This is a genomic window from Microcoleus sp. BR0-C5 (assembly GCF_036705045.1).
GTDB lineage: Bacteria > Cyanobacteriota > Cyanobacteriia > Cyanobacteriales > Microcoleaceae > Microcoleus.
Genome location: NZ_JAUBTR010000059.1, coordinates 20,294 through 44,761, shown reverse-complemented (window position 1 = coordinate 44,761; position 24,468 = coordinate 20,294). Strand labels below are relative to the sequence as shown.

The following is a 24,468-nucleotide window of genomic DNA, read 5'->3' as shown; positions in this document are numbered from 1 at the left end:
GGGATTTGATTTTGGGGAGTAGGGGTTGGGTGTCAGCAACGGGCAAGATGCCCGTTCCACTAGAGAGGGATTTGATTTTGGGGAGTAGGGGTTGGGTGTCAGCAACGGGCAAGATGCCCGTTCCACTAGAGAGGGATTTGATTTTGGGGAGTAGGGGTTGGGTGTCAGCAACGGGCAAGATGCCCGTTCCACTAGAGAGGGATTTGATTTTGGGGAGTAGGGGTTGGGTGTCAGCAACGGGCAAGATGCCCGTTCCACTAGAGAGGGATTTGATTGGGGGGAGTAGGGGTTGGGCATCTTGCCCGCCTGCAGCATTCTCAACAACGGGCAAGATGCCCGTTCCACTAGAGAGGGATTTGATTTTGGGGAGTAGGGGTTGGGTGTCAACAACGGGCAAGATGCCCGTTCCACTAGAGAGGGATTTGATTGGGGGGAGTAGGGGTTGGGCGTCTTGCCCGCCCGTGAAAGGTCGATCGATAGAGGTAAATGCTTTGCGGAAAGTGTTGTTAGCGCACTTATGCGGGAATCTGTAACACACCGGAATCACATTCGGTTCATCCAACTCCAGTTGGGGGCGAATGCCTGCTGCTAAAAGTTGGCTGCCTTCAGAATCGACGATCGAATTAAAAGTGCGATCGTCCCGGCCGCTGTTAAATGCCCGCACACCGTCGGCCCAGACAATCATTTGAGGCAAATGACCGGGCTTCAAAAGCCGCTGCAGTTGAAAGTCAACTACTTGTGCAGTTGCACCGTTGACTGAAAAGTTAAATACTTTTAAGCCCGGCCGGCCTCTTTGGGCCAAAGATTGTTTTAGCTGTTTGGGATCGACACCCTGCAATGCGCGGGAACTACCGACAATCAAAACATCTGGTGGGCCGACCGCAGCAACGTAGGATAGGTAAAGTTCGAGTTGTTCGTTGAGTAAATCGCTGCTGAAGCTGACTGTACTGGCTTGCGATCGGGTTGCGCCCGCTTGCTGCTGGGAATAAACCAGGTTTCTCATGTACTCGATTACTTTTTTCTCAGCAAACGCCCGTCTGGGACTGCCGGGGGGAACGGCTTGCATCCAAGCGACGGCCTGCACCCACAGGGCGGCTACTTCGTCCCAGTCTTGTTTTGAATTGGCTGATTGAGCCAAATTAGAAGCTTGGGTGGCAAAGTTAACTGACTCCGTAAAGGCATCGTTTTGGGGGCAAGAGGGAACGCTGAGGGATTTTCTGGTTTTGTTGCGGTTTTGAGCTAACAGAGACGTTGGGGACTGCGCTAGGACGGCGGATTCGATCGAACCCGATGGCGCTGCGGTGTTGGGCGACTTCGTTGACGAACATCCCAAAGTTACGGCTAATACAGCGGCTGCGGCGCAGGTACGTTTGAGGATGCTGGTGCTGATGCTAGCAATGTAGCGGCGAATCATAAAGCTTTCAGCGATCGCGAAACATTAATAGATATTACCGTAAGCGGCCATTGGTCTGCTGCCGCGATGGTGACGTTTTGAGTATTTATGTATGGGATTCGATGACTGCTTCGGCTTGCAGGGCGATCGACCTCAATTTATCCAATGTATCCTGGTTCGCACTCTGCCACAACCCCCGCTGACGAGCTTCTAGCAATCTTTCCGCCATATCTCGCAGTGCCCAAGGATTGTTTTCTTGAATAAATGCCTGCACTTTCTCATCAAAAATGTAAGCCTCTGCGATTCCTTCATACATAAAATCCTCTACACAATTTGCCGTAGCATCGTAAGCAAACAAAAAATCAACTGTTGCTGCAATTTCAAACGCGCCTTTATAACCGTGTCGCATCGCACCTTCTATCCATTTTGGATTCACAGCCCTGCTGCGATAAACCCGCGCAATTTCTTCTCGCAGTTGCCGCACTTTCGGATTCTCAGGAATTGAATTATCTCCAAAATAAGTTTCAGGATTTTTCCCTTGCAAATTGCGAATTGCGGCCGTCATTCCGCCTTGAAATTGATAATAATCGTCGGAGTCGAGGATGTCGTGTTCGCGGTTGTCTTGGTTTTGCAGAACTATTTGCATTTGGCCGAGGCGTTTTTCAAATGCTTCGGGTGCAGAACATCCCCATTCACCCCCCCTAACCCCCCCTTGTAAAGGGGGGGGACAAGAGTTGGAATTAGCCGCCCCTTGTAAAGGGGGGGGACAAGAGTTGGAATTAGCCTCAGAACTTAATTCACCCCCCCTAGCCCCCCCTTGTAAAGGGGGGGGACAAGAGTTGGAATTAGCCCCCCCTTGATAAGGGGGGGTTGGGGGGGTACTTGTATAGGCGTAACTGCTCCAATTAATGTAAGCTTTTGCTAAATCGCTGTCGTCTGTCCAGTTTTGAGCTTCTATTATGCCTTGAAGTCCTGCGCCGTAAGCACCTGGTTTTGAGCCAAACACTCGAAATTGCGATCGCCCTTGCGCCTCTTCCTGGCTCAAACCTGTAGATTCCCAATACAAAATCTCTTCCTTAACTTGTGCGGCTAAAGGGTTGTCTTCTGCAGATTCGTCTAAATCTGCCACAGCTTTTACCGCACTGTCAAACAAATCAATTAAATTAAAAAAAGCATCGCGGAAAAAGCCCGAAATTCGCAAAGTAACATCAACGCGCGGCCGCCCCAAAACTGAAACTGGCAAGATTTCAAAATCTACAACCCGGCGCGAAGGGCCATCCCAAACTGGTTGAACTCCTATCAGCGCCAAGGCTTCGGCGATGTCGTCTCCCCCCGTCCGCATGGTGGATGTTCCCCACACTGACAAACCCAAAGTTTTCGGATATTCGCCGTTTTCTTGGGTGTATCTTTCGATTAAAGTTTCCGCAGCAACTCTGCCAACTCTCCAGGCGGTTTCTGTGGGAATGGCGCGGATATCTACTGAGTAAAAATTGCGACCTGTGGGCAATACGTCTGGTCGGCCGCGAGTGGGCGCGCCGGATGCGCCGCTGGGTATGTGCCGCCCATCTAGTCCCCGCAAAAGGTTGGTAATTTCTTGGTTTGTTTGGAGGAGTGAAGGTAAAAGATAGTTGTTTATCCACTCTAATTCTTGTTGAGTTGCTTCTCCTATTTGCGGATTTGTAACCGCAGATGAACGCGGATTAGCGCGGATATTTTCGATTAAATTATCTACTAATTCAGCGGCTATTTCTTCGAGTTCTGCTGTTAAATCGCCTGCTGTGCGCTGCTGAATTATCGAGGTTGGATCGCAGGTTAAGGGGTCGAAATCGTAGCCTGAGTCTTCTGCTAGGGCGCGGGTTATGCCCGATCGCCCGTTGGTGGGATGGCGGGCGATCGCAATTATCAAATCCCGCAACTGTCTACCTTCGGGACACTGACCAAAAATGTGCAATCCGTCGCGAATTTGGGATTCTTTGAGTTCGCAAAGATAGCCGTCTGTGCGGGTGATAAATTCGGTAAATTCCGATTTATTTAGTTGTATTCCTAAGTCTTTATCTAAGTTTTCTTTGTTGGTGAGGGCGAGAATGCGATCGCGAATCATCGGTAATCGAGACGGATCTAAGCTTTGGGCTTCGCAATATTCGTCGATTAAGGTTTCCAACTGCTGCAAAGGCCCGTAGAGTTCGGCGCGAGTCATCGGCGGTGTCAGGTGGTCGATAATCACAGCTTGCGATCGTCTTTTTGCTTGGGAACCTTCCCCCGGATCATTGACAATGAAGGGATAAAAATTTGGCATCGCGCCTAATGCCACTTCTGGATAACATTTGTTAGACAATGCTATACTTTTACCGGGAAGCCATTCTAAATTGCCGTGTTTTCCGGCATGAATGATAGCGTCAATTCCCAACTTTTCTCGCAGCCAATAATAGTAAGCTAGATAATTGTGAGTTGGTTCTAAGTCTGGGGCATGATAATTTAACGCGGGGTCAAGTTCATATCCCCGCGATGGTTGAATTCCTACAAACACATTCCCAAACTGAATTCCCGGAATCGGAAAAGACGTATTGTTACTTATAAAGTCTTGTGCATAGCTTCCCGGAATCCCCCATCTTTTACAAATCCCATCTTGCACTTCCTGCGGCAAACTAGCAAAATATTCTTCATATTCTGCCAAATCCAAAGATTGATGAACAGGCCGCAATTCGCGTCCTTCCGGGTCATTTGTCACGCCAGAAGTTAACAGTTCAATTAACTCGTTGCCGCTAGCGGGGATGTTTTCAATTTGATAGCCAGCTTGCTGCATAGCTTTGAGGATTTCTACACAGCTAGCGGGTGTATCTAAGCCGACGCCGTTGGCTAAGCGGGCGTTGCGGGTGGGGTAATTTGCTAGAATTATGGCGATGCGTCTGTTGGCGGCTGGGGTTTGTTTCATTTTCACCCAATTCGCGGTTAAATCTGCTACAAATTGAATGCGATCGCCCGCGGCTACATAGCCTACTACATCTGTTTCTAATTCGCTGTTCCAAGTCTGTACGGCTTTAAAAGAAACAGCCCTAGTAATGATTTTTCCGTCTACTTCCGGCAATGCTACATTCATCGCCACATCGCGGGGCGAAAGTCCCTGAAGTTCCGTTTCCCACTGTTCCAAACCGCCGCCGCTGAAGATTGCTTGCAATACGGGAACGTCTAAGGATTTTAAGCTGTTTTGTTCCGGTTCTTGACTGCTGAAACCGGAGACTGCAAAACTTGTGGTATTGAGCAATAATTGAATTGGTTCTGATTCTTTGGGTTTAAAATACTCTAGCAATTCTATTTGCAAATCTGGTTCCCGCAGAGAAGACACAAAGACGGGAACTGGGACTAAATTTCGCTCTGCTAGAGCTTGACAAAGTGCATCAATTGGTGCTAAGTTTCCTGATAAGTAATGAGCACGATAAAATAAGATTCCGACTTTAGATTTAGAAGTAATGTCTCCGTGTCCGCAAGTTGGGGACGAGTCAATTTGCTTTTTCCAATCATAAATTCCGACGCGGGAAACTGTTTGAGGGAGGGGCGAATTATAAGAAGTTTTCAGGCAAGTATCGGCGGCAAATTTTAGTGCGTTAACAAAGTTTTGGACTCCGCCTTCTGTGAAATAGCGCCAAAGTTGATTTACTGCTGATAGCGATACATTGGAATGGCTGATTAAATCTGGATCGGGACTATCTTCTCCTGGCATTACAATCAGTGATGCGTTGGTTTTCTGCACAGTTTCCCGCAGGATTTCTAACCCGTAAGACCAATAAGAACGCCCTCCTAACAGTCTTAATATTATGACTTCGGCGCGTTCTAAAACTTCCTCGGCATAAGTATCAATTGTTAGTTGTTGCTGTAACTGAAGCAGGTTTACTGCGCGCACTTTGGGGAATTTTGTCGGCATTTTGGATGCGGCGGCTGCGAGTGTTTGAATGTCGGTGTCAGCAGCACTAATAAATACTATTGGTGCTGGGGTTTGCTGAATAAAAATTACTCCTTCTGCTTGAGGGTTCCAACCTCCGGGTGTGGCTGCTATTTTGTGCATTAATTTTTCCTCTATATATAACAAGTCGAAATTAAACGAAGTCTCAGAGGCACAGCCTCCCGCTTAATTATGCCACGAAAAAAGCGTTCGCAGCCTCGGAATGCAAGTCGTAGGATTTTGGAGAGGACTTGCATTCCGAGGCTGCGAACCAAATTACATAAAATATGAAAATTTTATAATGTTATAAATAAAACTCCTCCCATCATGATAGCAGCCCCTAAAAATCTTTCCTGAATATCTTTTTCCTTAAAAATGAAATGACCGAACAATACACCCATTAATACGCTAGTACGCTTAACCGCGATCACTTGCACTACCAAAGTTAATGTCAAAGCTTGCATTTGAAAAAGCACTCCCATAGCATTTAAAGACCCCATAGCAGCTAGCATTGGTAATTGTTTGAGAATTTTTCGCCCTGGATTTGGGGTTTTGTGCAATAAAACTGGCAGTAGCAAGACACTGATTGTACCAAACAAAGAGAATAACCAAAAAATAGGGGATGAATTTGTAACTCCTATTTTGTCAAAATTTGAGGCAATACTCCAGAGCAATGCGACGATTAACATCAATTTGGGCCCTGGTTCATTCAGCAGTGCTGTGAATGGGGCTAAATATCCTTTAGATTTCTCTTTTATATTTAATAAATAAGAGCCTGCTACGATTAGTAAAATGCCAATATAATCAAAAAAATTTGGATATTCACCGACAATTAACGGTGAAGTTACCAACATGAATAATGGTGTCAAAGCTACCAGCGGTAGTGTTAGGGATAAATCTGATACTTTGATGGCTTTGATGTAGAGGAGGGATGTGACAGCGTTGATGCTACCTCCGATTAATAGGGCGAGCCAAAATTGAGAGTTTAATGGCGGAATTCCTGTATAAACTACCCAGGGAATCAAAAAGATGACTGAAAAAAATGAGAGAGACCAAGCGACGACATATTCGTCACTTTTTTTGAGGTTTTGTTTCCCAAAAACGTCTTTAACGGCTTCAAAAAAAGCGGTCAAAATTCCAAAAATTAACCAAGTCAACCTAAATATGCGCTCCTGACTCGCTCGTCGTTTAGCAAATCTGCTCCAATACCTGTGAGAGTAATGTTACCAGCTTCTAGCACGTAACCCCGATCGGCAATTTGCAGCGCTAAACTGGCGTTTTGTTCCACTAAAAGGATTGTAACGCCCGTGGAGCGCAGGTTTTGAATAATTGCAAAAATTTCTTTGACGATCGCAGGTGCTAAGCCTAAACTAGGCTCGTCTAATAATAGCAGTTTAGGGCGCGACATCAACGCGCGGGCGATCGCTAGCATTTGCTGTTCCCCGCCACTGAGGGTTCCTGCTAGCTGGCGACGCCTTTCTGCTAAGCGCGGAAATATCTCAAATTGGCGCTCTAAATCGGCTTTTACTGCCGCCGAGTCCGATCGAATATAGGCCCCTAATTCTAAGTTAGTTAACACGGTTTGCTGCGCCAAAACCCTCCGCCCTTCTGGGCTGTGGGCTATTCCCAATTTCACAATTTCGTGAGCTTGACGGCGGCTAATGTCGCGCCCGTTATAAATAATTTGTCCTTGTCGCAAATTAACTATTTTAGAAATCGCTCTCAATGTGGTACTTTTGCCCGCACCGTTGGCACCGATGAGACTGACAACCTCGCCTGCATTAATCGTGAGATTAATATTTTGTATGGCTTGAATTCCGCCATAATTTACAGAAAGATTCTTCAGTTCTAAGAGGATATTTTGAGATATTTTGGGTGGGCTTTCGTGCATTTTCTGTGACTTTGAGGTAGATTCCGATTTACCGTTGGGTGGGGGCGGGTTTATGAAATTATTGGTATGAGGCAATTATTGTTGGTGAAACCCGCCCCTACAGAATGCGTGAGAATGGTGCAAGATGTGAGTTTACTCGTTCCCCGGCTCTGCCTGGGAAGGCATATCGAGAGGCTCTGCCTCGATTTTTCGTGTTACCAAACGAGGCAGAGCTTCTAGATCTCGGTTCCCAGGCTCTGGCTGGGAACCCGTGAAAATTTCTACGTTTCATCTCCCAAATAAGCCTCAATTACTGCCGGGTCATTCCTGACAACAGCCGGTTCTCCCAAAGCAATAAGCTGACCGAAATGCAAGACGGCAATGCGATCGCACAATCCCATAACAAGCGGTACATGATGCTCGATCAATATTACAGTTAAATTGAATTGTTGGCGCACTTCGCGGATAAATTCGCTTAATTTGTGCTTTTCATTGGGATTCATCCCCGCTGCTGGTTCATCTAACAGCAATATTTGCGGTTCTAAGGCTAAAGCGCGGGCAATTTCTAAGCGCCTCTGGTCGCCGTAGGGCAAGTTTTTGGCTTGTTCGCCCGCGCGATCGCCCAATCCCACTAAATCCAACAATTCTAAGGCTTTTCGCTGGGTTTTGCGTTCCATTGCGTTAGATGCGGGCAAGCCGAAAATCCCCGCCAGCACCGATAAAACTGGATTGCCCGATCGACTGTGGATGTGTCGGGCGATCGCCACATTTTCTAGGACAGAAAGTTCCCGAAACAACCGAATATTTTGAAATGTTCTGGCTATACCTTTATTAGCAATTTGATAAGGTCGCAGTTTAGAAATATTTTCATTTTGATAAATCAGATTGCCACTAGAGGCAGGTATCAGTCCAGTCATTACATTAAAGAGAGTTGTCTTGCCCGCGCCGTTAGGGCCGATCAATCCAAAAATTTCGTGTTTTTTAACTGTAAAAGATACGTTGTTTACAGCAATTAAACCGCCAAAGCGACGGGTTAATCCTTTGGCTGCTAAAACAGGATTGCTTGTTGAGAGGGTAAGGGGTTCGGAAATCATAAACACATCATAGAACGAATATAAGATATCTATAGCAATCCTCGCATCATTTGTGAATTTCTTACTCCCGATCGAGCGGGTTCGGGGAGGGTTGGGGTGGGGTAAAACATTTACGACTCCTGCAAGGATTCCTATAATTATGCCTGAGACGGCGGAATGTTCTTAAAGTGGCGCTTTTTAAGCAGTATTTAGGGCGATCGATTTCACCACAGACAAGCACAAATTTAGATCGCCCGGAGTCCTGAAACAGTTTGATGAGAATGTATACACAATTATTCAAATGGCTGAGACGGCTCATCAAACACAAGGATTCTAGCCCATGACGAAGCACTGCCGACAAAGATTAGCTGCCGTAATTGCCCTCTCGTTTCTATCTTTCACATCGCCTTTGCTGTTGACTCGCAATGCTGCGGCTGAAATTGGGGATGAACCCACAGCTAATCCCAAACAGATTGCCTCCCTCACCGACAAGTTAAAGACTAACCATGAAACGGCACTTGATCCAGCTATTAAGCTGTTACGAAAAATAGGTGAACCAGCCATCCCTGATTGGATGGAAGCTTTGCAAAATCAGAATTTGTCAGTCGGCCAAAGTGCTGCTGATGTTCTAAGACAAATTCGTTTTCCTGCTATTCCTGCCTTTGTCAAAACCTTGAAAGACTCAGATGTGCCGATTGGTGCAGAAGCTAAAACTTCACTGCCGCAGCTAATTCTCTTGCTGAAAGACTCCGATGCAACTGTGCGTAGCCGTGCAGGCTATGCTTTGGGAAGGATTGGTGCAGAAGCTAAAACTGCTGTGCCACACCTAATTCTGTTGCTGAAAGACTCCGATGCAACCGTGCGTAGCCGTGCAGCCAATGCTTTGGGAAAGATGGGTGCAGAAACTAAAACTGTTGTGCCGCACCTAATTCTCTTGCTGAAAGACTCCGATGCAAATGTGCGTAGCCGTGCAGACTATGCTTTGGCAAGGATGCGTGCAGAAGTTAAAACTGCACTGCCACAGCTAATTTCCCTACTTCAAGACTCAGATGTAACTGTGCGTAGTAGTGCAGCCTCTGCTTTGGGAAGTTTCGGTGCAGAAGCTAAAACTGCACTGCCGCAGCTAATTGTCTTGCTGAAAGACTCCAATCCAAATGTGCGTAATAGTACAGCCTCTGCTTTGAATAAAATCCGTGCAAAAGCTTAAACTTCACTGCAACAGCTAATTGTCTTGCTGAAAGACTCCCATCCAAATGTGCGTAGGTAGTGCAGCCTCTGCTTTGGGGACGATTGGTGCAGAAGCTAAAACTGTTGTGCCGCAGCTAGTTCCGCTGCTGAAAGACTCCGATGCAAATGTGCGTAGCCCTGCGGCCCCGGTCTTGCTAAGTATTGCTTTTCACCTTCAAAAAAAAGAAAAAACACTAACTTCGCCGGAGTTAAATCAGGCTGTATCAAACTTAGAATCAGCCTTGAAAACTTTGGCCCAACCTGAAGCTAATTTCTGACAATCAACGATCGCAAATCTCCGTGTATACATCAATGCTCTCAAAGCTGAACAAAGCAATCGCCCCTTCATCAAATCACTTCCCAAAAGTCCCTACATCTCGGGAATTTACTTATTTTTCCTCTTCCGAACCTTTGGCATCCGCCCACTGTGGCTGCTCAAAATCTACCAAACCTTAAAACCGAAATAGCCGACGGCAGAAACATCACCGTTTTGCTAGCCCAAATCTCTGGCAACCCACTCATTGCCAAGAAAAAAGGCACAACAGACGGCAATTTCACCAGCTAATATTTTTGAGTCAATGCTGCACTATTTAAACCAAATAAACCGCAGAATAACAGAGGATAAACTCAGCGATTCCACCGCTAGATATTAACGGCAAAGATGAGAGTCAATGGCAAGATTTATTGAAGGTAGCCGACTCCCAAAATTCATCACAAGCGATCGCAGGCTTTTTGTTAGCAGTAAAAAATTGCTATCTCGATAAAATTCCCGGTGCAAAAGATACCGACTTTCTGCAGCAAGAAATCACATCGCGCTATAATATTACAATTGCCGTACCGCTTCAATCTCCTCAAGCCGTCTCGCCCGGGTAATCTTATGACGATGTACGTACCGGATTCGCAGCATTCCCAGACAAAAGTCCTCCCTACGATGTACGATCTACCCAGTGAAGACCCGGAGGAACCCGGTTTGCCTGACGAATTCCACGACTTTCAACCCGAACTGCTGCGTCTAACCTGCCGCCCCGCCAATCATCCGCCAGAACAAATATTTATAGCGACAGACCTCAATCTCTACTACGATTCTAACCATCTCAATTGGTACAAAAGACCTGATTGGTTTGTCGTCTTGGGGGCTCCGAGATTTTATCGAGGTGACGAATTGCGCCTCAGCTACGTGATGTGGCAAGAAAATGTCAGTCCTCTGGTAGTAGTAGAACTGCTGTCACCTGGGACTGAAGATGAGGATTTAGGAATCACAGAAGAAACACCAAATAAACCGCCTACTAAGTGGCGAGTTTACGAACAGATTTTGCAGATTCCTTACTACTTTGTTTTCAGTCGGTACAACAATCAACTGAGAGTATTTCGCTTGATTGGCAATCGTTACCGCGAACAAGTTTTAACCGAACCTAGATTCTGGATACCGGAATTAGAATTAGGTATAGGTTTGTGGGAAGGTTGTTATCAAGGTTGTTCGAGGTTGTGGCTGCGCTGGTACAATGCTAGTGGCGATTGGGTTCTGACTCCAGAGGAGTTTGAAAGGCAGCGAGCTGAATTAGAAAGTCAGCGAGCTGAATTAGAAAGTCAGCGAGCAAACCGATTAGCCGATCGCCTCAGAGCAATGGGCATTAATCCAGAGGAGCTGTAAAATTAAATAGCAGCATGAAATTGTGCAAGCTGCAAGCGCTGTCCATAAAAACTTATTAACTAAAAATAAATTATGCCAGACTCTACCTCACTGCGCGATCGCTACCTAGCCCTAATCGACAAAATTGTCGAAATCACCCTCAAAGGTCAAATTCGCTCCAAAGAACAAGTTTATCAAATGCTGGTGCAAGACATTAGTACCGGTACTGGCGAAATCTTTGAACGCTGTTTCGGCGAACGCCTTGATGCCGCCGAAAATCAACTCAGAAATGAAAAAGACGAAATCAAACAAGCAAAGGCAAATCGCAGCCTCCGAGCTCTCAAAACCATCCAAGGAGAATGGGAACGCTGGCAGAAAGATAACCGCGTCGATCGCGCAATTGCCTCCTCAATTCAACAAATAGTTAGTGCCGAATCTAACGCCCGCCTCTTGGCATTATTGCAAGTAATCGATCCGAATAAAGAACATCCGCTGACTCTCGCTCAATTGCAGCAATTGGCAAAATCTCTGCACCAACAAATGCTGCAAACTGCTAATCCCGAAACCGAACAAGATTTGCAGCAAATCACCGCCGGCATCGCTAAAGGTTTAGAATCTTGGCAGCGTTTGGAACCGGAACTTGTGGGCTGGATTTATCAGCCGCAGCAGCTAGGATTTGCCGGTAGTCCCGAACAAAATGGGCCTTGGGCTTTTTGGGCCAAAAAAGTTAATAGTCCCTTTACCCAGGCTCTTTTGAATACTATAGCGCTTGGTGAATCTGTAGTTCAATTTGCAGCCCAGAAATCGAGTTTAGATTTAGGCATATTGGTGGAAGTGGCGATTATATTGCAGTGCTTGCAGCGGGCGTTGGCGACATGGTTTGACAAGCAAGTTTACGATTCCAAAGTGTCAACAAAAGCTTCAATTTCTACTTACATTACTTTTGCGGTAATTTGGAGTCAGCTAGCTAGTGGGTTTAATAATTCTACCAAGAGCGGCGAGCAGTTGGCAAATGCTTGTTTTCAAGTAACTTTGCAAATTTTGCGCGCTTTTTCTCAGCGGGAATACTTTCCGCTTTACGGGGGAATTTTTGCTTCGTTTGATGGTAAAGCTCTGCGGCATACTTTAGATTATTTAGACGAACCGCTGCGGCGAGTTGAAGGCACTCAAGCGAAAGCTCGGATTCTGACGCTTTTGGGTTATTCGATGCAGGCGGCTGGGGCCTACGAGCGATCGATCTTGCTGCACAAGCAAGCGCTGGAAATTGCCCGTACCGAAGGAGACAAAGCTTGCGAAGTTGCCAATCTCAATCACATCAGCCGCAACTATGTTGCTCAAAAAAATTATCAGGAAGCGATTAATTACAGCCAGCGGGCTTTAATTATGGCACGACAAGCGGGAGAGCGGCAAGGCGAGGCAAATGCTCTGGCTAATTTGGGTTACAGCGAAGTGTTTCAAGCGCGGCAGTTGGAGGAGGTGGAACCGGAGGTTTACGAGAGTGCGATCGGTTATTTGGAACAAGGTTTGTTGCTATCGGAAAAATTGGGAGACAGGCAAAGTCAAGCTTTTTGTTCCAGCAGTCTCGGTATCGCTAAAATTGCCCTGGAAAATGCTGAAGGTGCGATCGAATATTTGCTCAAAGGTTGGCAAGCGGCTCAATTCTCAGGGGATTTATATTTGCAAGGTCTGAATTTGGCTTACTTGGCTCAAGCTTATTACAGAATCAACTCACTAGAAAAAGCGATATTTGCGGGTAGCTTGGGGATGTATACTTTGGAGCAAATTGGTGCAATGGAGTGGCGTCAATCGGCTGGTTTGTTGACAATTTTGCGGGGTCAAATGGGGGCGGAATCTTTTAAACAATCTTTGGCTAAAAGTCGAGCGAATATCATTCCGGCGATCGGTGTTGATGGCTACGATTACATCCCGGAGTTGCTGGAAAAATATCAGCAATCTATTTAACTCTTTGTGGAACAGGCCGGAAAGCCTGTTGCTAAGAGGGGTGCAAAATGTAAGTTTTAACTCACCCAATAGCTGCATTATCAATAAGTCTTTCATGGGCGGGCTCTCCTGCCCACCCCACAACAAAATTTAAGTCTTTGTGGAACAGGCATCTTGCCTGTTCATGTGTTTTTATGCACCCCAATCTCCAAATAATTAATGCTCAACTATCACCGGTGTGCCAACTGCGACTTTCTCAAATAAAGCCTGTGCGTCTTTATCAAACATTCTGACACAGCCGTGAGAAGCCGCCCCCCCGATCGACTCTGGATTCGGAGTGCCATGAAAACCAATCACATTCTTGCCATCCGTCCAAAACCCCATCCACCTACTCCCTAATGGATTGTCTGGCCCAGCAGGAATAAGTTCTCCTGTCCAAGGATTTTGCCAAACTGGATCTTTGATCATTTGCATAACTTTAAAATTGCCTGTAGGAGTTTCCCACCCGCCTTTTCCCACAGCAACCGGGAAACTGGTTTGCACCTTATTTTGTCGGTAAACATAGACGCGGCGTTCTCGCAATTTCAGCACTAAACGCACTTCCTCAATAGGATTTACCGCAGGCTGTGGTTCCTGGGGAATATAACGAAATGGTTCTCCCAAGGGCGGCAGTTCTGGGGTTCCGAGATTGGGCAATTTTGTCTCGGATGTGGGCCGCTGCGCTGCGATCGCACTATTACTTGAATTAGCCACCAATTCGGCAGTCGCCTGCTGCTGGATGCCGATCGACAGTGCGGCTGCACTCAAGCTAAGCACAATTAGCTTATTAAATAAAAATTTGCTGTTCACCATTTTTTTTTTCGCTAAACTCCTAACCAGCAGTTCCTACAAAGTTCCTATCTAATTATCCGCCAACCGCACCAGATGAGAAAAATTTTGAGATGGCTTTTTGACGGCAACTGCGCTGTACAGTTTTTAGTTTAAATTCCAGCACTGATAACTTGTAACTCAACACCAAGCTTAGGCAATAATACCAAAACAACAACGTTTTTATAAGCTCCTAAGTGGAGTTACGCAATAGAATGTCGTGAGAAAACCCGGTTTATGCGTAAATAGTGCCAGAAAATGATTAAATTTGACCTCCGACTAATTTGATTTTTTAGCCATGTCCGATTGGCGATCGACTATTCAAACTATGGCGGTGCTCTATCCGGCAAGCACAATCTGTCTTTGGGTAGAGTTCCCCCCAGCAACAGTTAGGTGGGCGGAAAAAAAACTGCAACGGTCGAGCGAATAAACTCAATATATCACGGCAACACTCTAGAGATGCCAACCGCTGAACTTGTTGTAAATCGGGAACTTATGATGTAAAATTTAGTCTTTCAATACTTGTTCGATAATCTTTTTTTGAGATTGTCATAAATTTCCTACTCTGGGGATTAAACTGGATTAGGTATAGAAGTTGGGACTTTCGTGCAGCGGAAGCAAACCCGACCCTGAATAGCAGTTAATGTGAGGTTTCAATGCGTCTTCAGAACATCAAATTATTGACAGGTGCAACACTGTCGGTGGTAATTTCGGCGGTCTCAGTAAATCCTGCGATGGCTAACCCTGCAACTCAAATAGCCCAAACGCAGACCACCACAACAGCAAACACTACAACCATTGTCGGTTTTGTCAAAAGTATTGTCGGCGATGTAGTAACTATTCGCGAAGAAAGCGCGCCGTACAGGACTCTCAGGATTCAAAGATGCGTCCTGAGAATTATTGGCCTAGTACCGGGAATGAAAGTCAGAGCCACCGTCGCCGGCTCTCAGATACAAAATATCGCGGTGATCCCCGATTATAAGGTTGTAGCCACAACGGTTGCTCGTCCCGCAACCCCAGCACCGGCACCGCGTCCGGCTCCAGAACCGCCACCGCGTCCGGCTCCTCGTCCGGCTCCGGCTCCGGCTCCGATTCCGGCTCCCCGTCCAATTCCGGCTCCGGCTCCCCGTCCGGCTCCTGTGAGAGGACTTTGGTAGACCTAGGTTATACCATTTTAGATTTTAGATTTTTGATTTTCGATTGAAAATTGGCAATGACAATCAAGCAATTTGATCCGGGGCCCCCGCATTTATCAGTGGGGTTGCTTTCTTCAATCTAAAATCTAAAATCTAAAATTGATTCAGTGATTGAGCTCAAGGTTTGGATCACAGGTCTACAGTTGCATTGTTTTGTACAACTGGTATCAATAAATGGAATTAAGCCACCGCGCCGGCGGTGGCTTAGCTGTTTAATAGCAGTTAGAATAATAGAATTGTCCAGCAATTATTGAGAAATCGCTGCTATGTATTACCTGCGTTTCTTGCTGCTAATTCTGCTGTTGCCGATGATTGCGTGCGATCGAGCTACAGATGCGATCGCCCCTGCTGTGGGCGACAACGGCCCCCTGTCGCAAATTCCCTCCCGTGCACCGCTGGCAAATGTTGGGACAAATCAAATTGTACCCACCAAACCCCTGTCGCCGCAGCCAATCCGCATTGTTGCAACTGCTTTGCCGCAACCAGGAGCCAGCGAAAGCGCCTCAAAACCTCCTCAAGTAGTACCCATTCCCGCATCGCCAGTCCTGCGAGTGCCTCCTGGCTTTGTCGTCAACGTTTTTGCTGACAATTTAGACGCTCCCCGATGGCTAGCTTTGACGCCGACAGGCGATGTTTTGGTAACAGAAACCCGGCAAAATCGGATTACACTGTTGCGAGATGCCAACGGCGACGGGGTTGCTGAGGTTCGCAAGACTTTTGCAAGTGCCCAAAACGGGTTAAATATTCCCTTTGGCATGGCTTTTGCCGATCGCTATTTTTTCCTCGGAAATACCGCTGAAGTCCGCCGATTTCCCTACACAAAAGGGCAGGAACAATTGACAGGTACTGGTCAAAAAATTGCCGATTTACCGGGCGGCGGCTACAACCAACACTGGACGCGAAATGTTGTCGTTTCCCCAGACAAGAGCAAGCTTTTCGTCTCAGTTGGATCGCAGTCTAATGCCGATGTCGAACCGCTGCCGAGGGCGTCTGTTCAAGTCATGAATTTGGACGGCAAGAACCAGCAAATTTTTGCTTCGGGTTTGCGAAATCCGGTGGGATTGGATTTTCACCCAAAAACCAATCAACTCTACACGACAGTCAACGAACGCGACGGTTTGGGAGATGATTTGGTGCCGGATTACTTGACCAGAATTCGTCAAGGTGAGTTTTACGGCTGGCCTTACACTTATTTTAAGCCGAATTTGCTCGACCCGCGCCACGCCAGAAACGGCAATAGCGATCGACCTGATTTAGCTGCTAAAACATTAATGCCAGACGTGCTGTTTCAGGCGCATTCGGCGGCTTTGGGGCTTCAGTTTTACGACGGCAAAACGTTTCCAAAAAGATTCCTGAACGGCGCATTTGTGGCGTTTCGCGGCAGTTGGAACCGGAACGCTGGAACTGGTTATAAAATCGTGTTTGTACCTTTTAATGCGGCGAATGGACGCCCTCAAGGTTATTATGAGGATTTTCTGACGGGTTTTCTCACAGATCCGTCGGGCCCGAAAACTTGGGGGAGGCCGGTTGGTTTGCTGGTTTTACCTGACGGGAGTTTGCTGTTTACTGAGGAAGCGAACAACCGGATTTATCGGGTGCAGTATCGCCGCTGAGGATTGGGCGATCTATTAGATACCGACTTTTTCAAGAAGTCGGGGATCGGGTTTTTTAGTCAGCTTCAAACCTTGCTAACTTGAGATTCGCCGGAAATTTTTTGAAAAATTAATAACCTATCTTGTTCAGCAGTTTCGCGATTTAAATCAGACAGTTCGTAATAGGAATCTGTTTCGGGCAAGTAGATTGGCGGTAAATTTTCAGGCAGGATTAAATAAGTGTTTTTCACCTGTAAATCATTATCTATATCTAATGAATATAGAAATCCGTCAACAGGATTTACAATTAACTCGTGCAATGAAACTTGTCCCTCTATGTAAAGCTTGAGAGTTAGTGGTGCAACTCTGAAAACCAACCAGCGATTGTACAAATTATCTACATCGCACCAAGAATAAAGATAGCTATCGCCGTATTCATTCTCAAAAAGCGATAGTAGCGGGCCGTCGAAATACTCTAAATTGACTATACTTCTGAGAGTTAGAGGAAATTTACTTAGTTTAAATCCTATTAATTGTTCCATATTTTTGTACCTTACAATAAATAAACAATATGTTATTACAAATTTTGCTGCTAAATCAGCAGTAGCAAATTCATGTAGGCTCAAGTGACCGTTATCATCTATTTTGGAGACAATTCCATCTGTTTTGTCGATCGCTCCTGCTGCTATGTGAGTCCCCAGAGAATCGCGCAGTTTTTTTCTTTTTTTTGTTAGTTTTAAATAACGTTTTTCGGCATTTTCCCTGGTATCAAATAATGATAGCGCATAACCTTGACATCTGGTTGCTTCAGTTTCTGGTTTTAGGTTGCGCTGCGGAGTTATTATCAGCACTGGTTTAAAGTTATTAATAGATCGTTCATCATTGGGTTCAAATACAAATCTAAAAGCCACCATTTCTTTTGGTTCATAGTCCTGTGGCGGGCATTGAGTTGAAAGCTTATCTATATATTCTTGGTGTTTGAAGCACATATTGATAATTTAAGTAGCCTAAAGGTTTTGCGATCGCGCTTTAAAATCCCGAACCGGGTTGTTTGAGAAACTCGGCTTCTTCGGGGGTTGTTTCGCGTCCTAGAATTTGATTGCGGTGCGGAAATCTCCCAAAACGCTCGATTATTTCCCAATGCTGCATCGCGTATTCAATGAGTGAATCGCTGTCAGGTTCGCCGCTGAGTTGGCGAAATCGTTTGACAGATTTTTGCTGGTTTTCTAAATTTTCGCTGTGTTGAAAAGGCAGATAAACAAATAATTTTTGTACAGTAAGCAATTCGCGATCGAAGTTATGATTAATAGCGTATTCGGCGGTGGCTAAAGCTTTGTTGTCTGTTGCGAAGGCTTGAGGCGTTCCGCGAAACATATTACGCGGAAATTGATCGAGCAGTATAATTAATGCGAGGCAGTTGTTGGGGGAATCTTGCCAGGAGTCGAGTTGACCGGAGGCGGCTAGTTCGTATTGCTGCAGAAAGCGCCATCGCACTTCTGCATCAAAATCCTCATCTTTTTCAAACCATTTCTTGTGGACTTTGCCAAACTCAGGAGAGTTCGATCGACTAAACCAAAAATCTAAAACTTCATTCATTAGCAATCTAGTAGGCGATTGATTGTTGATTAAAGCTTCTGTGTCTGTAGTTGCACAAAATGCGCTATCTGTCCAACTACAAACCGCAGCGATTAATGATTAGCAATAATCACTTATGAACCTTTGTTGTCCGGTGCTTAAAGTTACAAACTAGCAAACAGTCTGTCCCAAGTTTTGCCTCCCACAACTCCGTCTACAGGAATATGAGCTTGCCGCTGAAATCTTTTCACTGCATCTTCGGTTGTCGGACCGAAAACGCCATCAATTACGATCGGGTGTGCGGACAAGCCCCGCGCGTTCAACAACTTTTGCAGTTTCTTCACATCGTGCCCTTTCGAGCCACATTTTAAAATCCTTTTATGGTGTTTCACTGCTGGTCGATGGCAATCATCAGTGTAGCAAACTGCGGAGCCCGCTGCATAGTTGGCTCTACTTGTGCCCGTCAAAACTAATAGGGCGAGAACTGCTAGTAAATAATAAAAAGTCTGTGATCCGGCCATACTTTCCCTGTTAATTTTTCAAGCGTTTTTTGCAAGTTGGACGATTGTTTGAGGGTGAGAAACCGGGTTTCTGGGATGGGGGCATCCAATCTTGATTAACCAGGTTTCTGGCAACAGTCAACCGACATTCTACAATATAAGTGGCTTTACTGCAAAATCTCCGATCGTGCAAGTTAAATTTTGTTGCTCTTTGGTAGCAGCAAAGGTAACAATTACTTCGCAGGCAACTGCAACCGTCAGCATTACCAAGTTTCGCGCCAGCGGGTAATCGCAAACGTCATCATTTGCCGCTGAAGGAACCCGATAGTGTTGGTTCCAAATTATTTCGGAGTAATCGGCAGCTAATCCGACGTGCACGCAGGGAATAGAGGCACTGGCACAGTAATCCTTGACTGCTTGCCGCGCGACACTGTTATCAAAAGTATCGATGACTGTGGCGCTGACAGCAAGCAGCCGATCGGCATTTGCGGGTGTCAATTCTTTTGAGTGCGCGTCAATGCTGACTCCCAAAGCGCGATAGAGGTTGTTGGCAAGAATTTTGGCTTTGAATGCGCCGATGTCCGATCGATAATAGGGTTGAGTGGAAAGGTTGCGTTCCTCGATGCGATCGCGATCGATGACTTTTAACTGACAAAAGCCCGATCGCGCGAGATTTTCTGTTATATTCGCACCCAAAGCGCCCGCGCCGCACACCGTTACCGGAAAATTTTTGATCTGCGACATCACTGCGGCACTTCTGTAAAGTTGTTCGTGAAAAAATATAGTCATGGTAATCAAGAATTAGCGATTTTCGACGACTCCAACTAATGATTGCAAGTCGAAGTCTTTGTCCAATCCGCTGAGACAAATGCCAGCACTCATAACTGTCAAATCATTTTTGGCGATCGCAGAAGTGTGATGTTCTCCGGTTCCGCTAGTCCATTCAACCAGCCAGTAATCTTTGCGATCGAAAAAATCTCGCAATTCACCGCCACCCATTTTCAACGCCCGCTGCAAGCGCTTTTCTTCCCGCACTTTCGGATCGAAATCTTTAATATTTCTGGACACCAATTGGTAAACAGTTCGCATGGACGGCGTCATCCCTTTAAAGCGAACTTCTTGAGGCAAAATCAACTTTTTTAAAGCTGCTTTCAATTCCTCAGACGGCAGCGGATCGGCGCGCCTGTCAATCTCTTCAAACCACAAACAATGACCGTCCCAGCGCGCAACAATCGGCTCAAACTGCGAACCTTCTGTTACTAAATGGACTGGTACGGGTTTCGCAACACCTGTGCGCTGTTTAGCATCAGATTCGTTAACAGGATAAGCCAGCCATGTTTGCCCTTGCAGCACGTAAGCCAAGTGCAAGCGAACGGGGAGGAGGAGTTGCAAATACTCGGCCACTTGCGGCAAACTCGGCTCCTTAATTACCGCAGCAATTCTCTCATTTACTGGCCCAAAAATAGCCCATCCTTCAAAGTTGCGTGGCTGCGGTTGAAAAGTATAAACCATTGAGCTAACTCTTATCCGCACGCTTCCCCCGCGCACGCAGGGAGCCAGGAATTGGGTATCGAGTAGCTGCCCTTCTTCTGCCGCAAGTTGGCTGAGAATTCTGCGAATATCTGCCAATGGATTGACCTCCGTAATCTTACTTATTTTACAGAACGCACTTTTAATTAAAGCCAATACAAAGAATTGTAAACAATCTTGACACGAATGAATATCCTAATATAATATTGAGCGAGGATATAATTTTAACCTTGTAAATATCTCAAGTAAATATGCTGCCAAAGCTTTTTTCTAAGTTGGTTGTAGTGACAGCTCTGACACTTCCTATTTTGGGATCCGCCCAGGTAGCTAAAGCTCAGACCACCTATGGAGCTACTGCTTATTCTGCGACTTCTGGCGCCACTGGTATTAGTTGGAATCATGATTCACAGAGAGGGGCACTAAACGCAGCAGTAGCCGCCTGCAATGAAGAAACAGGAGGTGCTGACGACTGCGAAGCGCTGACCTATAATACCGATAATTGTGGAGCGATCGCATTAGGCGAAGGAGGAGCAGGTGCGGGCTGGGGTGACGACAAATCAGCAGCAGAAGCTCAAGCTCTCGCCGCTTGCAGCGAACTAGAGGGTGGCCGTTGTAAAGTGAAGCTTTCAGCTTGCAACGAATAATTAAACTGATAAAAATCGGTCGGAGTTGTTTATATTTTCGCTGGTAAAACAGCTTATAAAATGGTAAGTGTAAAGTGTTCTTCGGCGCACCTTACACTTACCATTCGGCTAAGAGTAGGGTGCACCTGGTGCACCTTACAGTTAATCTCCTACTTCGGAAGTAACTGCATCTGGTGGCAGCAAACTTTCTAATCTATCTTTAGACCAGTATTCAGTAGGATAAGCGAGTGCAATAATATCAGAGAGTCGAATCAGCCACGTAACTTGTCCGTAAGCATCGATATTTTCCGCCTGTTCGTTAGGGGGAACTATCACCAAAAGTTCCGCAAACTCCCCGAACAAATTAATCGGGATGCCACCGAAACTGCTATTATTTGTTTTAATCCAAACTTTACTGCCTCGATCGAGAGCTTCTTGGAGTCGCTGGCAGATCAAACTAGATTTTTTGACCTGGGATTTTTTGGCTTTCGACTTTTTTCCCATAGTTTTAAGAAGTTAAAGTAGTTGTATTGTGGGTTGCACAGTTCCTTGAACCGTGGGTTGAGATTTAGCGCGATCCTCTTCGTTGGCGTAGCCCCCGTAGGGGCAGGCTGCGCTAACGCGGTTTGGTATTGAAACGGACAAAATGAAAAAGGGATCTCGCCCCGTCGCTACCCCATTAGTCTAGTCTATAAGAAAGTGCTGTACTGCGATCGTAATAACAATTTAATCGCAAAATCGGGAAATGACCCCAGCTCAATAAAAATGCGACTCTAGCCAAGCTTCAAACCCTTAATTCATCAGTGATTCCCAATCTCAAATCTCAAATCTCAAATCTCAAATGGTATGACCTGCGGTGGCACTGTTACAAAGTCAGTCAACGATGCCCGTGTTTCAACTGTGTCCAAATGCAGTATAATCGGCTGAATCTTCCCAAATCGTTTAAATAAAACAATGGACTGGCGAAAGCTCATTCATCCAAACCCGAAAGCTTCAACAAGTCAACCAGCAGCGCCAGAAACTCGATTGTCTGTAGAATTTTTGCTAGGGCTCTTTGCTGCGGGATGGACTCAACAGCAGGTGTTAGAAAAATATCCTGCACTGACTTCGGAAAAGTTGCGCGCTGCTTTGGCTGGTGCGGATTCCCAGTTAGTCTCCTCCATCGCTAATCCAGAATTACAAGCAATTATTGATCAAATTAGAGAATAATTTACAATAGGGAAAAAGTTGTCGCTTGAGGATATTGAGGAAGATGTTTGGGAGTAAAGAGCGATATTAAATCTCAACTTCCCCCTAAATTTTCTCTAACTCTTTCCCGAAACTCCAACACAGCCTCAAGGGGGTCGGGGCGTTGTACATACTCTGCAATCAGTGATAAATCCAAATTCGGCAACAACTCGCTTTGCTGCATTTTTTCATATTCCTCTCCCCGAAGATGATAAACCTCAAAGCGCCGATTTTTCCAGAACCAAACCTCTCTGATTCCGAGCTTTTTGTAAACTGCTAACTTGTCCAGGCCGCCACTACTGAGTACAACCTCGATCGCTAAATCAGGAAATTCTTTTTCTGTACCGATACAATAGCACTCATCCGGTTCTGTACCGCCCTTTTTTGCTTGAATGCGGAAGGTAGTTGAACCCAATCCCCAAAACCGAGTCCGTGTTTCTTGAAAATACGCTTCTAGCAGCATCCCAATATTGGTTTTATCTCGATCGTGACGGCGACTTGGGGCCATAATTTCCAGCACTTCATCTAAATAAGTAACCCGATACCAAGGACTATCTCCGAGTTGAGTCAGTAGTTGTTCATACTGTTGCCAACTTACCCCGCTGGTAATAAATCTTTCCACGGGATCTTCGGTGAAAAGCTCTAATTCGGTTGCTAAATTTTTGATTAATATTGAAGTCACCGAACTATCCTCTTAAGTAAGGAAGGGTAGACACTGCCCACCAGCATAACTGACGGGCAATGCCTAAATTATATCACTTATCATCCCTCACAGGCAGCGACGTATCCAGAATTTCCATCAACAATTCCAGCCGCGAAGGACGACTCAACATCGGCACTAAATTAGGTAAGGAGTAATAATCACCCGCAAACGTAAAGGTTTCCACCGAGACTTGTTTGTCCTTCAATTGCTTCTGGACATATTCGCACCAAGAACCAACTCGCACAATCACAACATCAGGAATTACCCCCAAACTGCGGCAGTAATTCTGATAAGCATCTGCAAAATAAGGTGCAGCGTTTTCACCTTCATCTGTTACCAGAATGAATTGCTCGACAACCTGCTTTTTAATTCGCATTGCTTCCACCGCGCAACCGCAACTTGTGCCGCCGCCACCGCGAATGTGCTTGAAAGCGCGTTCCCAGTCTGTCAATTCGCTGCCGTTTGCTTCCACTGGATAGGGCAGGGTGTCAAAGGCGTAGACGAACAGTGCAGCCTCGGAAATGCCCGAAATCAAAGCAGCGAGACGCTTCCCGACTTCGATCGCACTTTCCATGCTTCCAGACTTGTCAATCAACAAACCGGTTGCTTTCGCAATCTTGCCGCGCTTCTTCACCTGTTCATTTGTCACCGCTTCCAGCTTCGCCGCCGTTGCTGCGTCGAAGTTCGCCCCCGCACCCGCAACACTGGCTTTGTAAGCAGAAACCCGATCGCACTTTGCCGCTTCATCCAGCTTCGAGTCAATCAACTGCTTGACTTCCGCGTGATCCATCGCGCCGCGCGACTGAATAGATTTCAAATTGTTGATGACTTCCTGCGGCGACATCGAGTTAATCAGCGCGGCCAAAACTGTTGGCGTTAGCTGTCTGATCGCACCAACTGCGATCGTATACGGAATCTTGTACTCAACAATCAAATTCGCCTGTTCCGCAGGTGTCGCCGCCTTTGCCAACTGCTTCAAAACGAATGCCAGAGAGTCTTCCGGCGGATTGTCTTTAAACAGGATAGCATTAGCGCGATCGCTCGGCTTGACGTGCAGCGTTGCGTACAAATGCTTCATCGCCTTGCGGTTGCGGATGGCGGCGCGATCGAAAAACTGTGCATTCTTTTCCCGCGATTTCAGATAGCGAGTGACAGCAGTGCGCGCGCTGCGCGGCACCTTATTCTGGTGCTGCTTCATAAAGTCCACAATCCGCGAAACCTCGTAGGGAGGGAACTCTTGCAGCATCATAAAACCGGCATCTCGGTGTTCCGTCAGCGCCGAAGTCAGCAAATTTCCGGCAAAAACTTCCTTGTGATCGCGCACGTCGCCGTGACGTTGATACCACACTGCTAAATGACCGTAAAATATTGGGTCTAATTCGATAATTAACTTGTGAATTTCTGCTACTTTTTCTAATACACGGTGAGGAGTGGTGAGCAGAGAGTTGAGCAGTTCCAAACGTAAATCGCGTTCTACTGTATTCATATTCATTGGTGTCACCTAATATTTTGCACCTATCGCCTTAGTCCGCCAGGGATTGAAATCCCTGGCTCAAAGCTAAAGTCCTCTTAAGAGGACTGAAA

Annotated in this window: 24 protein-coding genes; 10 read left to right on the top strand and 14 right to left on the bottom strand. The window is 46.1% G+C overall.

The window, feature by feature from the left end; translation table 11 throughout:
- The 5 genes from QUB08_RS23520 to QUB08_RS23500 form a co-directional block, all read right to left on the bottom strand.
- Positions 1-1,414: hypothetical protein (locus tag QUB08_RS23520; protein ID WP_333227566.1), on the bottom strand; the 1,414-nt coding region annotated here is incomplete at its 3' end.
- 85 nt (positions 1,415-1,499) lie between these two features.
- Entirely contained in the window at positions 1,500-5,453 is a 3,954-nt protein-coding gene (gene cobN / locus QUB08_RS23515; RefSeq protein ID WP_333227564.1) for a cobaltochelatase subunit CobN, read from the bottom strand.
- A 173-nt stretch (positions 5,454-5,626) separates the two neighbouring features.
- Positions 5,627-6,487, bottom strand: a complete 861-nt coding sequence (locus tag QUB08_RS23510) for an EamA family transporter (RefSeq protein ID WP_333227562.1) — start codon at positions 6,485-6,487, stop codon at positions 5,627-5,629.
- Entirely contained in the window at positions 6,484-7,221 is a 738-nt protein-coding gene (locus QUB08_RS23505) for an ABC transporter ATP-binding protein (protein WP_333227560.1), read from the bottom strand. The genes QUB08_RS23510 and QUB08_RS23505 overlap by 4 nt, the downstream gene beginning before the upstream one ends.
- 260 nt (positions 7,222-7,481) lie before the next feature.
- Positions 7,482-8,294, bottom strand: coding sequence for an ABC transporter ATP-binding protein (locus QUB08_RS23500; RefSeq protein WP_333227558.1), 813 nt, complete (start codon positions 8,292-8,294; stop codon positions 7,482-7,484).
- Positions 8,295-8,613: 319 nt separating this feature from the next.
- On the opposite strand from QUB08_RS23500, the gene QUB08_RS23495 reads away from it, so the two are divergent.
- From QUB08_RS23495 to QUB08_RS23470, 6 genes are all read left to right on the top strand, one after another.
- Entirely contained in the window at positions 8,614-9,480 is an 867-nt protein-coding gene (locus QUB08_RS23495) for a HEAT repeat domain-containing protein (protein WP_333227556.1), read from the top strand.
- A 46-nt stretch (positions 9,481-9,526) separates the two neighbouring features.
- Positions 9,527-9,778: a hypothetical protein gene (locus QUB08_RS23490; protein WP_333227554.1), complete on the top strand. Its 252-nt coding sequence runs from the start codon at positions 9,527-9,529 to the stop codon at positions 9,776-9,778.
- A gap of 149 nt (positions 9,779-9,927) precedes the next feature.
- Entirely contained in the window at positions 9,928-10,065 is a 138-nt protein-coding gene (locus QUB08_RS23485) for a hypothetical protein (protein ID WP_333227552.1), read from the top strand.
- A gap of 119 nt (positions 10,066-10,184) precedes the next feature.
- Entirely contained in the window at positions 10,185-10,373 is a 189-nt protein-coding gene (locus QUB08_RS23480) for a hypothetical protein (protein ID WP_333227550.1), read from the top strand.
- Between the two features lie 4 nt (positions 10,374-10,377).
- On the top strand, positions 10,378-11,151 hold the full coding sequence (locus tag QUB08_RS23475) for a Uma2 family endonuclease (RefSeq protein ID WP_333227548.1): 774 nt from the start codon (positions 10,378-10,380) through the stop codon (positions 11,149-11,151).
- Between the two features lie 72 nt (positions 11,152-11,223).
- Positions 11,224-13,092, top strand: a complete 1,869-nt coding sequence (locus tag QUB08_RS23470; RefSeq protein WP_333227546.1) for a tetratricopeptide repeat protein — start codon at positions 11,224-11,226, stop codon at positions 13,090-13,092.
- 195 nt (positions 13,093-13,287) lie between these two features.
- Here the strand turns inward: QUB08_RS23470 and QUB08_RS23465 are convergent, their stop codons facing one another.
- Positions 13,288-13,923 (bottom strand): L,D-transpeptidase, encoded by a 636-nt coding sequence (locus tag QUB08_RS23465; RefSeq protein ID WP_333227544.1) that lies wholly within the window; start codon positions 13,921-13,923, stop codon positions 13,288-13,290.
- Positions 13,924-14,594: 671 nt separating this feature from the next.
- Here QUB08_RS23465 and QUB08_RS23460 point away from each other — a divergent pair.
- Positions 14,595-15,095, top strand: coding sequence for an autotransporter (locus QUB08_RS23460; RefSeq protein WP_333227542.1), 501 nt, complete (start codon positions 14,595-14,597; stop codon positions 15,093-15,095).
- A 305-nt stretch (positions 15,096-15,400) separates the two neighbouring features.
- Positions 15,401-16,747, top strand: a complete 1,347-nt coding sequence (locus tag QUB08_RS23455; RefSeq protein WP_333227540.1) for a sorbosone dehydrogenase family protein — start codon at positions 15,401-15,403, stop codon at positions 16,745-16,747.
- Positions 16,748-16,812: 65 nt separating this feature from the next.
- Here QUB08_RS23455 and QUB08_RS23450 read toward each other — a convergent pair whose 3' ends face one another.
- The 5 genes from QUB08_RS23450 to QUB08_RS23430 all read right to left on the bottom strand — a co-directional run bounded on the left by QUB08_RS23450 (position 16,813) and on the right by QUB08_RS23430 (position 20,430).
- Entirely contained in the window at positions 16,813-17,715 is a 903-nt protein-coding gene (locus QUB08_RS23450) for a DUF6575 domain-containing protein (RefSeq protein ID WP_333227538.1), read from the bottom strand.
- Positions 17,716-17,755: 40 nt separating this feature from the next.
- Positions 17,756-18,322 (bottom strand): DUF924 family protein, encoded by a 567-nt coding sequence (locus tag QUB08_RS23445; RefSeq protein ID WP_333227536.1) that lies wholly within the window; start codon positions 18,320-18,322, stop codon positions 17,756-17,758.
- A gap of 143 nt (positions 18,323-18,465) precedes the next feature.
- Positions 18,466-18,822, bottom strand: coding sequence for a peptidoglycan-binding domain-containing protein (locus QUB08_RS23440; RefSeq protein WP_333227534.1), 357 nt, complete (start codon positions 18,820-18,822; stop codon positions 18,466-18,468).
- Between the two features lie 129 nt (positions 18,823-18,951).
- Positions 18,952-19,590, bottom strand: a complete 639-nt coding sequence (locus QUB08_RS23435) for a ThiF family adenylyltransferase (protein ID WP_333227531.1) — start codon at positions 19,588-19,590, stop codon at positions 18,952-18,954.
- 12 nt (positions 19,591-19,602) lie between these two features.
- A complete protein-coding gene (locus tag QUB08_RS23430) occupies positions 19,603-20,430 on the bottom strand; it encodes a hypothetical protein (protein ID WP_333227529.1) in 828 nt (275 codons plus the stop codon).
- A 152-nt stretch (positions 20,431-20,582) separates the two neighbouring features.
- Between QUB08_RS23430 and QUB08_RS23425 the strand changes: the two genes are divergently transcribed.
- Positions 20,583-20,975 (top strand): DUF4189 domain-containing protein, encoded by a 393-nt coding sequence (locus QUB08_RS23425; protein WP_333227527.1) that lies wholly within the window; start codon positions 20,583-20,585, stop codon positions 20,973-20,975.
- Between the two features lie 141 nt (positions 20,976-21,116).
- Here the strand turns inward: QUB08_RS23425 and QUB08_RS23420 are convergent, their stop codons facing one another.
- Entirely contained in the window at positions 21,117-21,458 is a 342-nt protein-coding gene (locus tag QUB08_RS23420; RefSeq protein ID WP_333154440.1) for a hypothetical protein, read from the bottom strand.
- A 450-nt stretch (positions 21,459-21,908) separates the two neighbouring features.
- On the opposite strand from QUB08_RS23420, the gene QUB08_RS23415 reads away from it, so the two are divergent.
- A complete protein-coding gene (locus QUB08_RS23415) occupies positions 21,909-22,163 on the top strand; it encodes a DUF433 domain-containing protein (protein ID WP_333227526.1) in 255 nt (84 codons plus the stop codon).
- A gap of 73 nt (positions 22,164-22,236) precedes the next feature.
- Here the strand turns inward: QUB08_RS23415 and QUB08_RS23410 are convergent, their stop codons facing one another.
- Positions 22,237-22,863, bottom strand: a complete 627-nt coding sequence (locus tag QUB08_RS23410) for a Uma2 family endonuclease (RefSeq protein ID WP_333227524.1) — start codon at positions 22,861-22,863, stop codon at positions 22,237-22,239.
- A gap of 73 nt (positions 22,864-22,936) precedes the next feature.
- A complete protein-coding gene (locus tag QUB08_RS23405; protein ID WP_333227568.1) occupies positions 22,937-24,376 on the bottom strand; it encodes a hypothetical protein in 1,440 nt (479 codons plus the stop codon).
- Positions 24,377-24,468 lie beyond the last annotated feature (92 nt).

Bases quoted from the DNA above. Each gene is read 5' to 3' on its own strand.
- QUB08_RS23475 (WP_333227548.1), top strand. From the start codon at position 10,378: ATGACGATGTACGTACCGGATTCGCAGCATTCCCAGACAAAAGTCCTC.
- QUB08_RS23445 (WP_333227536.1), bottom strand. From the start codon at position 18,322: ATGAATGAAGTTTTAGATTTTTGGTTTAGTCGATCGAACTCTCCTGAG.
- QUB08_RS23465 (WP_333227544.1), bottom strand. From the start codon at position 13,923: ATGGTGAACAGCAAATTTTTATTTAATAAGCTAATTGTGCTTAGCTTG.
- QUB08_RS23450 (WP_333227538.1), bottom strand. From the start codon at position 17,715: ATGTGCTTCAAACACCAAGAATATATAGATAAGCTTTCAACTCAATGC.
- QUB08_RS23505 (WP_333227560.1), bottom strand. From the start codon at position 7,221: ATGCACGAAAGCCCACCCAAAATATCTCAAAATATCCTCTTAGAACTG.
- QUB08_RS23420 (WP_333154440.1), bottom strand. From the start codon at position 21,458: ATGGGAAAAAAGTCGAAAGCCAAAAAATCCCAGGTCAAAAAATCTAGT.
- cobN (WP_333227564.1), bottom strand. From the start codon at position 5,453: ATGCACAAAATAGCAGCCACACCCGGAGGTTGGAACCCTCAAGCAGAA.
- QUB08_RS23470 (WP_333227546.1), top strand. From the start codon at position 11,224: ATGCCAGACTCTACCTCACTGCGCGATCGCTACCTAGCCCTAATCGAC.
- QUB08_RS23455 (WP_333227540.1), top strand. From the start codon at position 15,401: ATGTATTACCTGCGTTTCTTGCTGCTAATTCTGCTGTTGCCGATGATT.
- QUB08_RS23405 (WP_333227568.1), bottom strand. From the start codon at position 24,376: ATGAATATGAATACAGTAGAACGCGATTTACGTTTGGAACTGCTCAAC.
- QUB08_RS23440 (WP_333227534.1), bottom strand. From the start codon at position 18,822: ATGGCCGGATCACAGACTTTTTATTATTTACTAGCAGTTCTCGCCCTA.
- QUB08_RS23495 (WP_333227556.1), top strand. From the start codon at position 8,614: ATGACGAAGCACTGCCGACAAAGATTAGCTGCCGTAATTGCCCTCTCG.
- QUB08_RS23425 (WP_333227527.1), top strand. From the start codon at position 20,583: ATGCTGCCAAAGCTTTTTTCTAAGTTGGTTGTAGTGACAGCTCTGACA.
- QUB08_RS23490 (WP_333227554.1), top strand. From the start codon at position 9,527: ATGTGCGTAGGTAGTGCAGCCTCTGCTTTGGGGACGATTGGTGCAGAA.
- QUB08_RS23500 (WP_333227558.1), bottom strand. From the start codon at position 8,294: ATGATTTCCGAACCCCTTACCCTCTCAACAAGCAATCCTGTTTTAGCA.
- QUB08_RS23415 (WP_333227526.1), top strand. From the start codon at position 21,909: ATGGACTGGCGAAAGCTCATTCATCCAAACCCGAAAGCTTCAACAAGT.
- QUB08_RS23435 (WP_333227531.1), bottom strand. From the start codon at position 19,590: ATGACTATATTTTTTCACGAACAACTTTACAGAAGTGCCGCAGTGATG.
- QUB08_RS23460 (WP_333227542.1), top strand. From the start codon at position 14,595: ATGCGTCTTCAGAACATCAAATTATTGACAGGTGCAACACTGTCGGTG.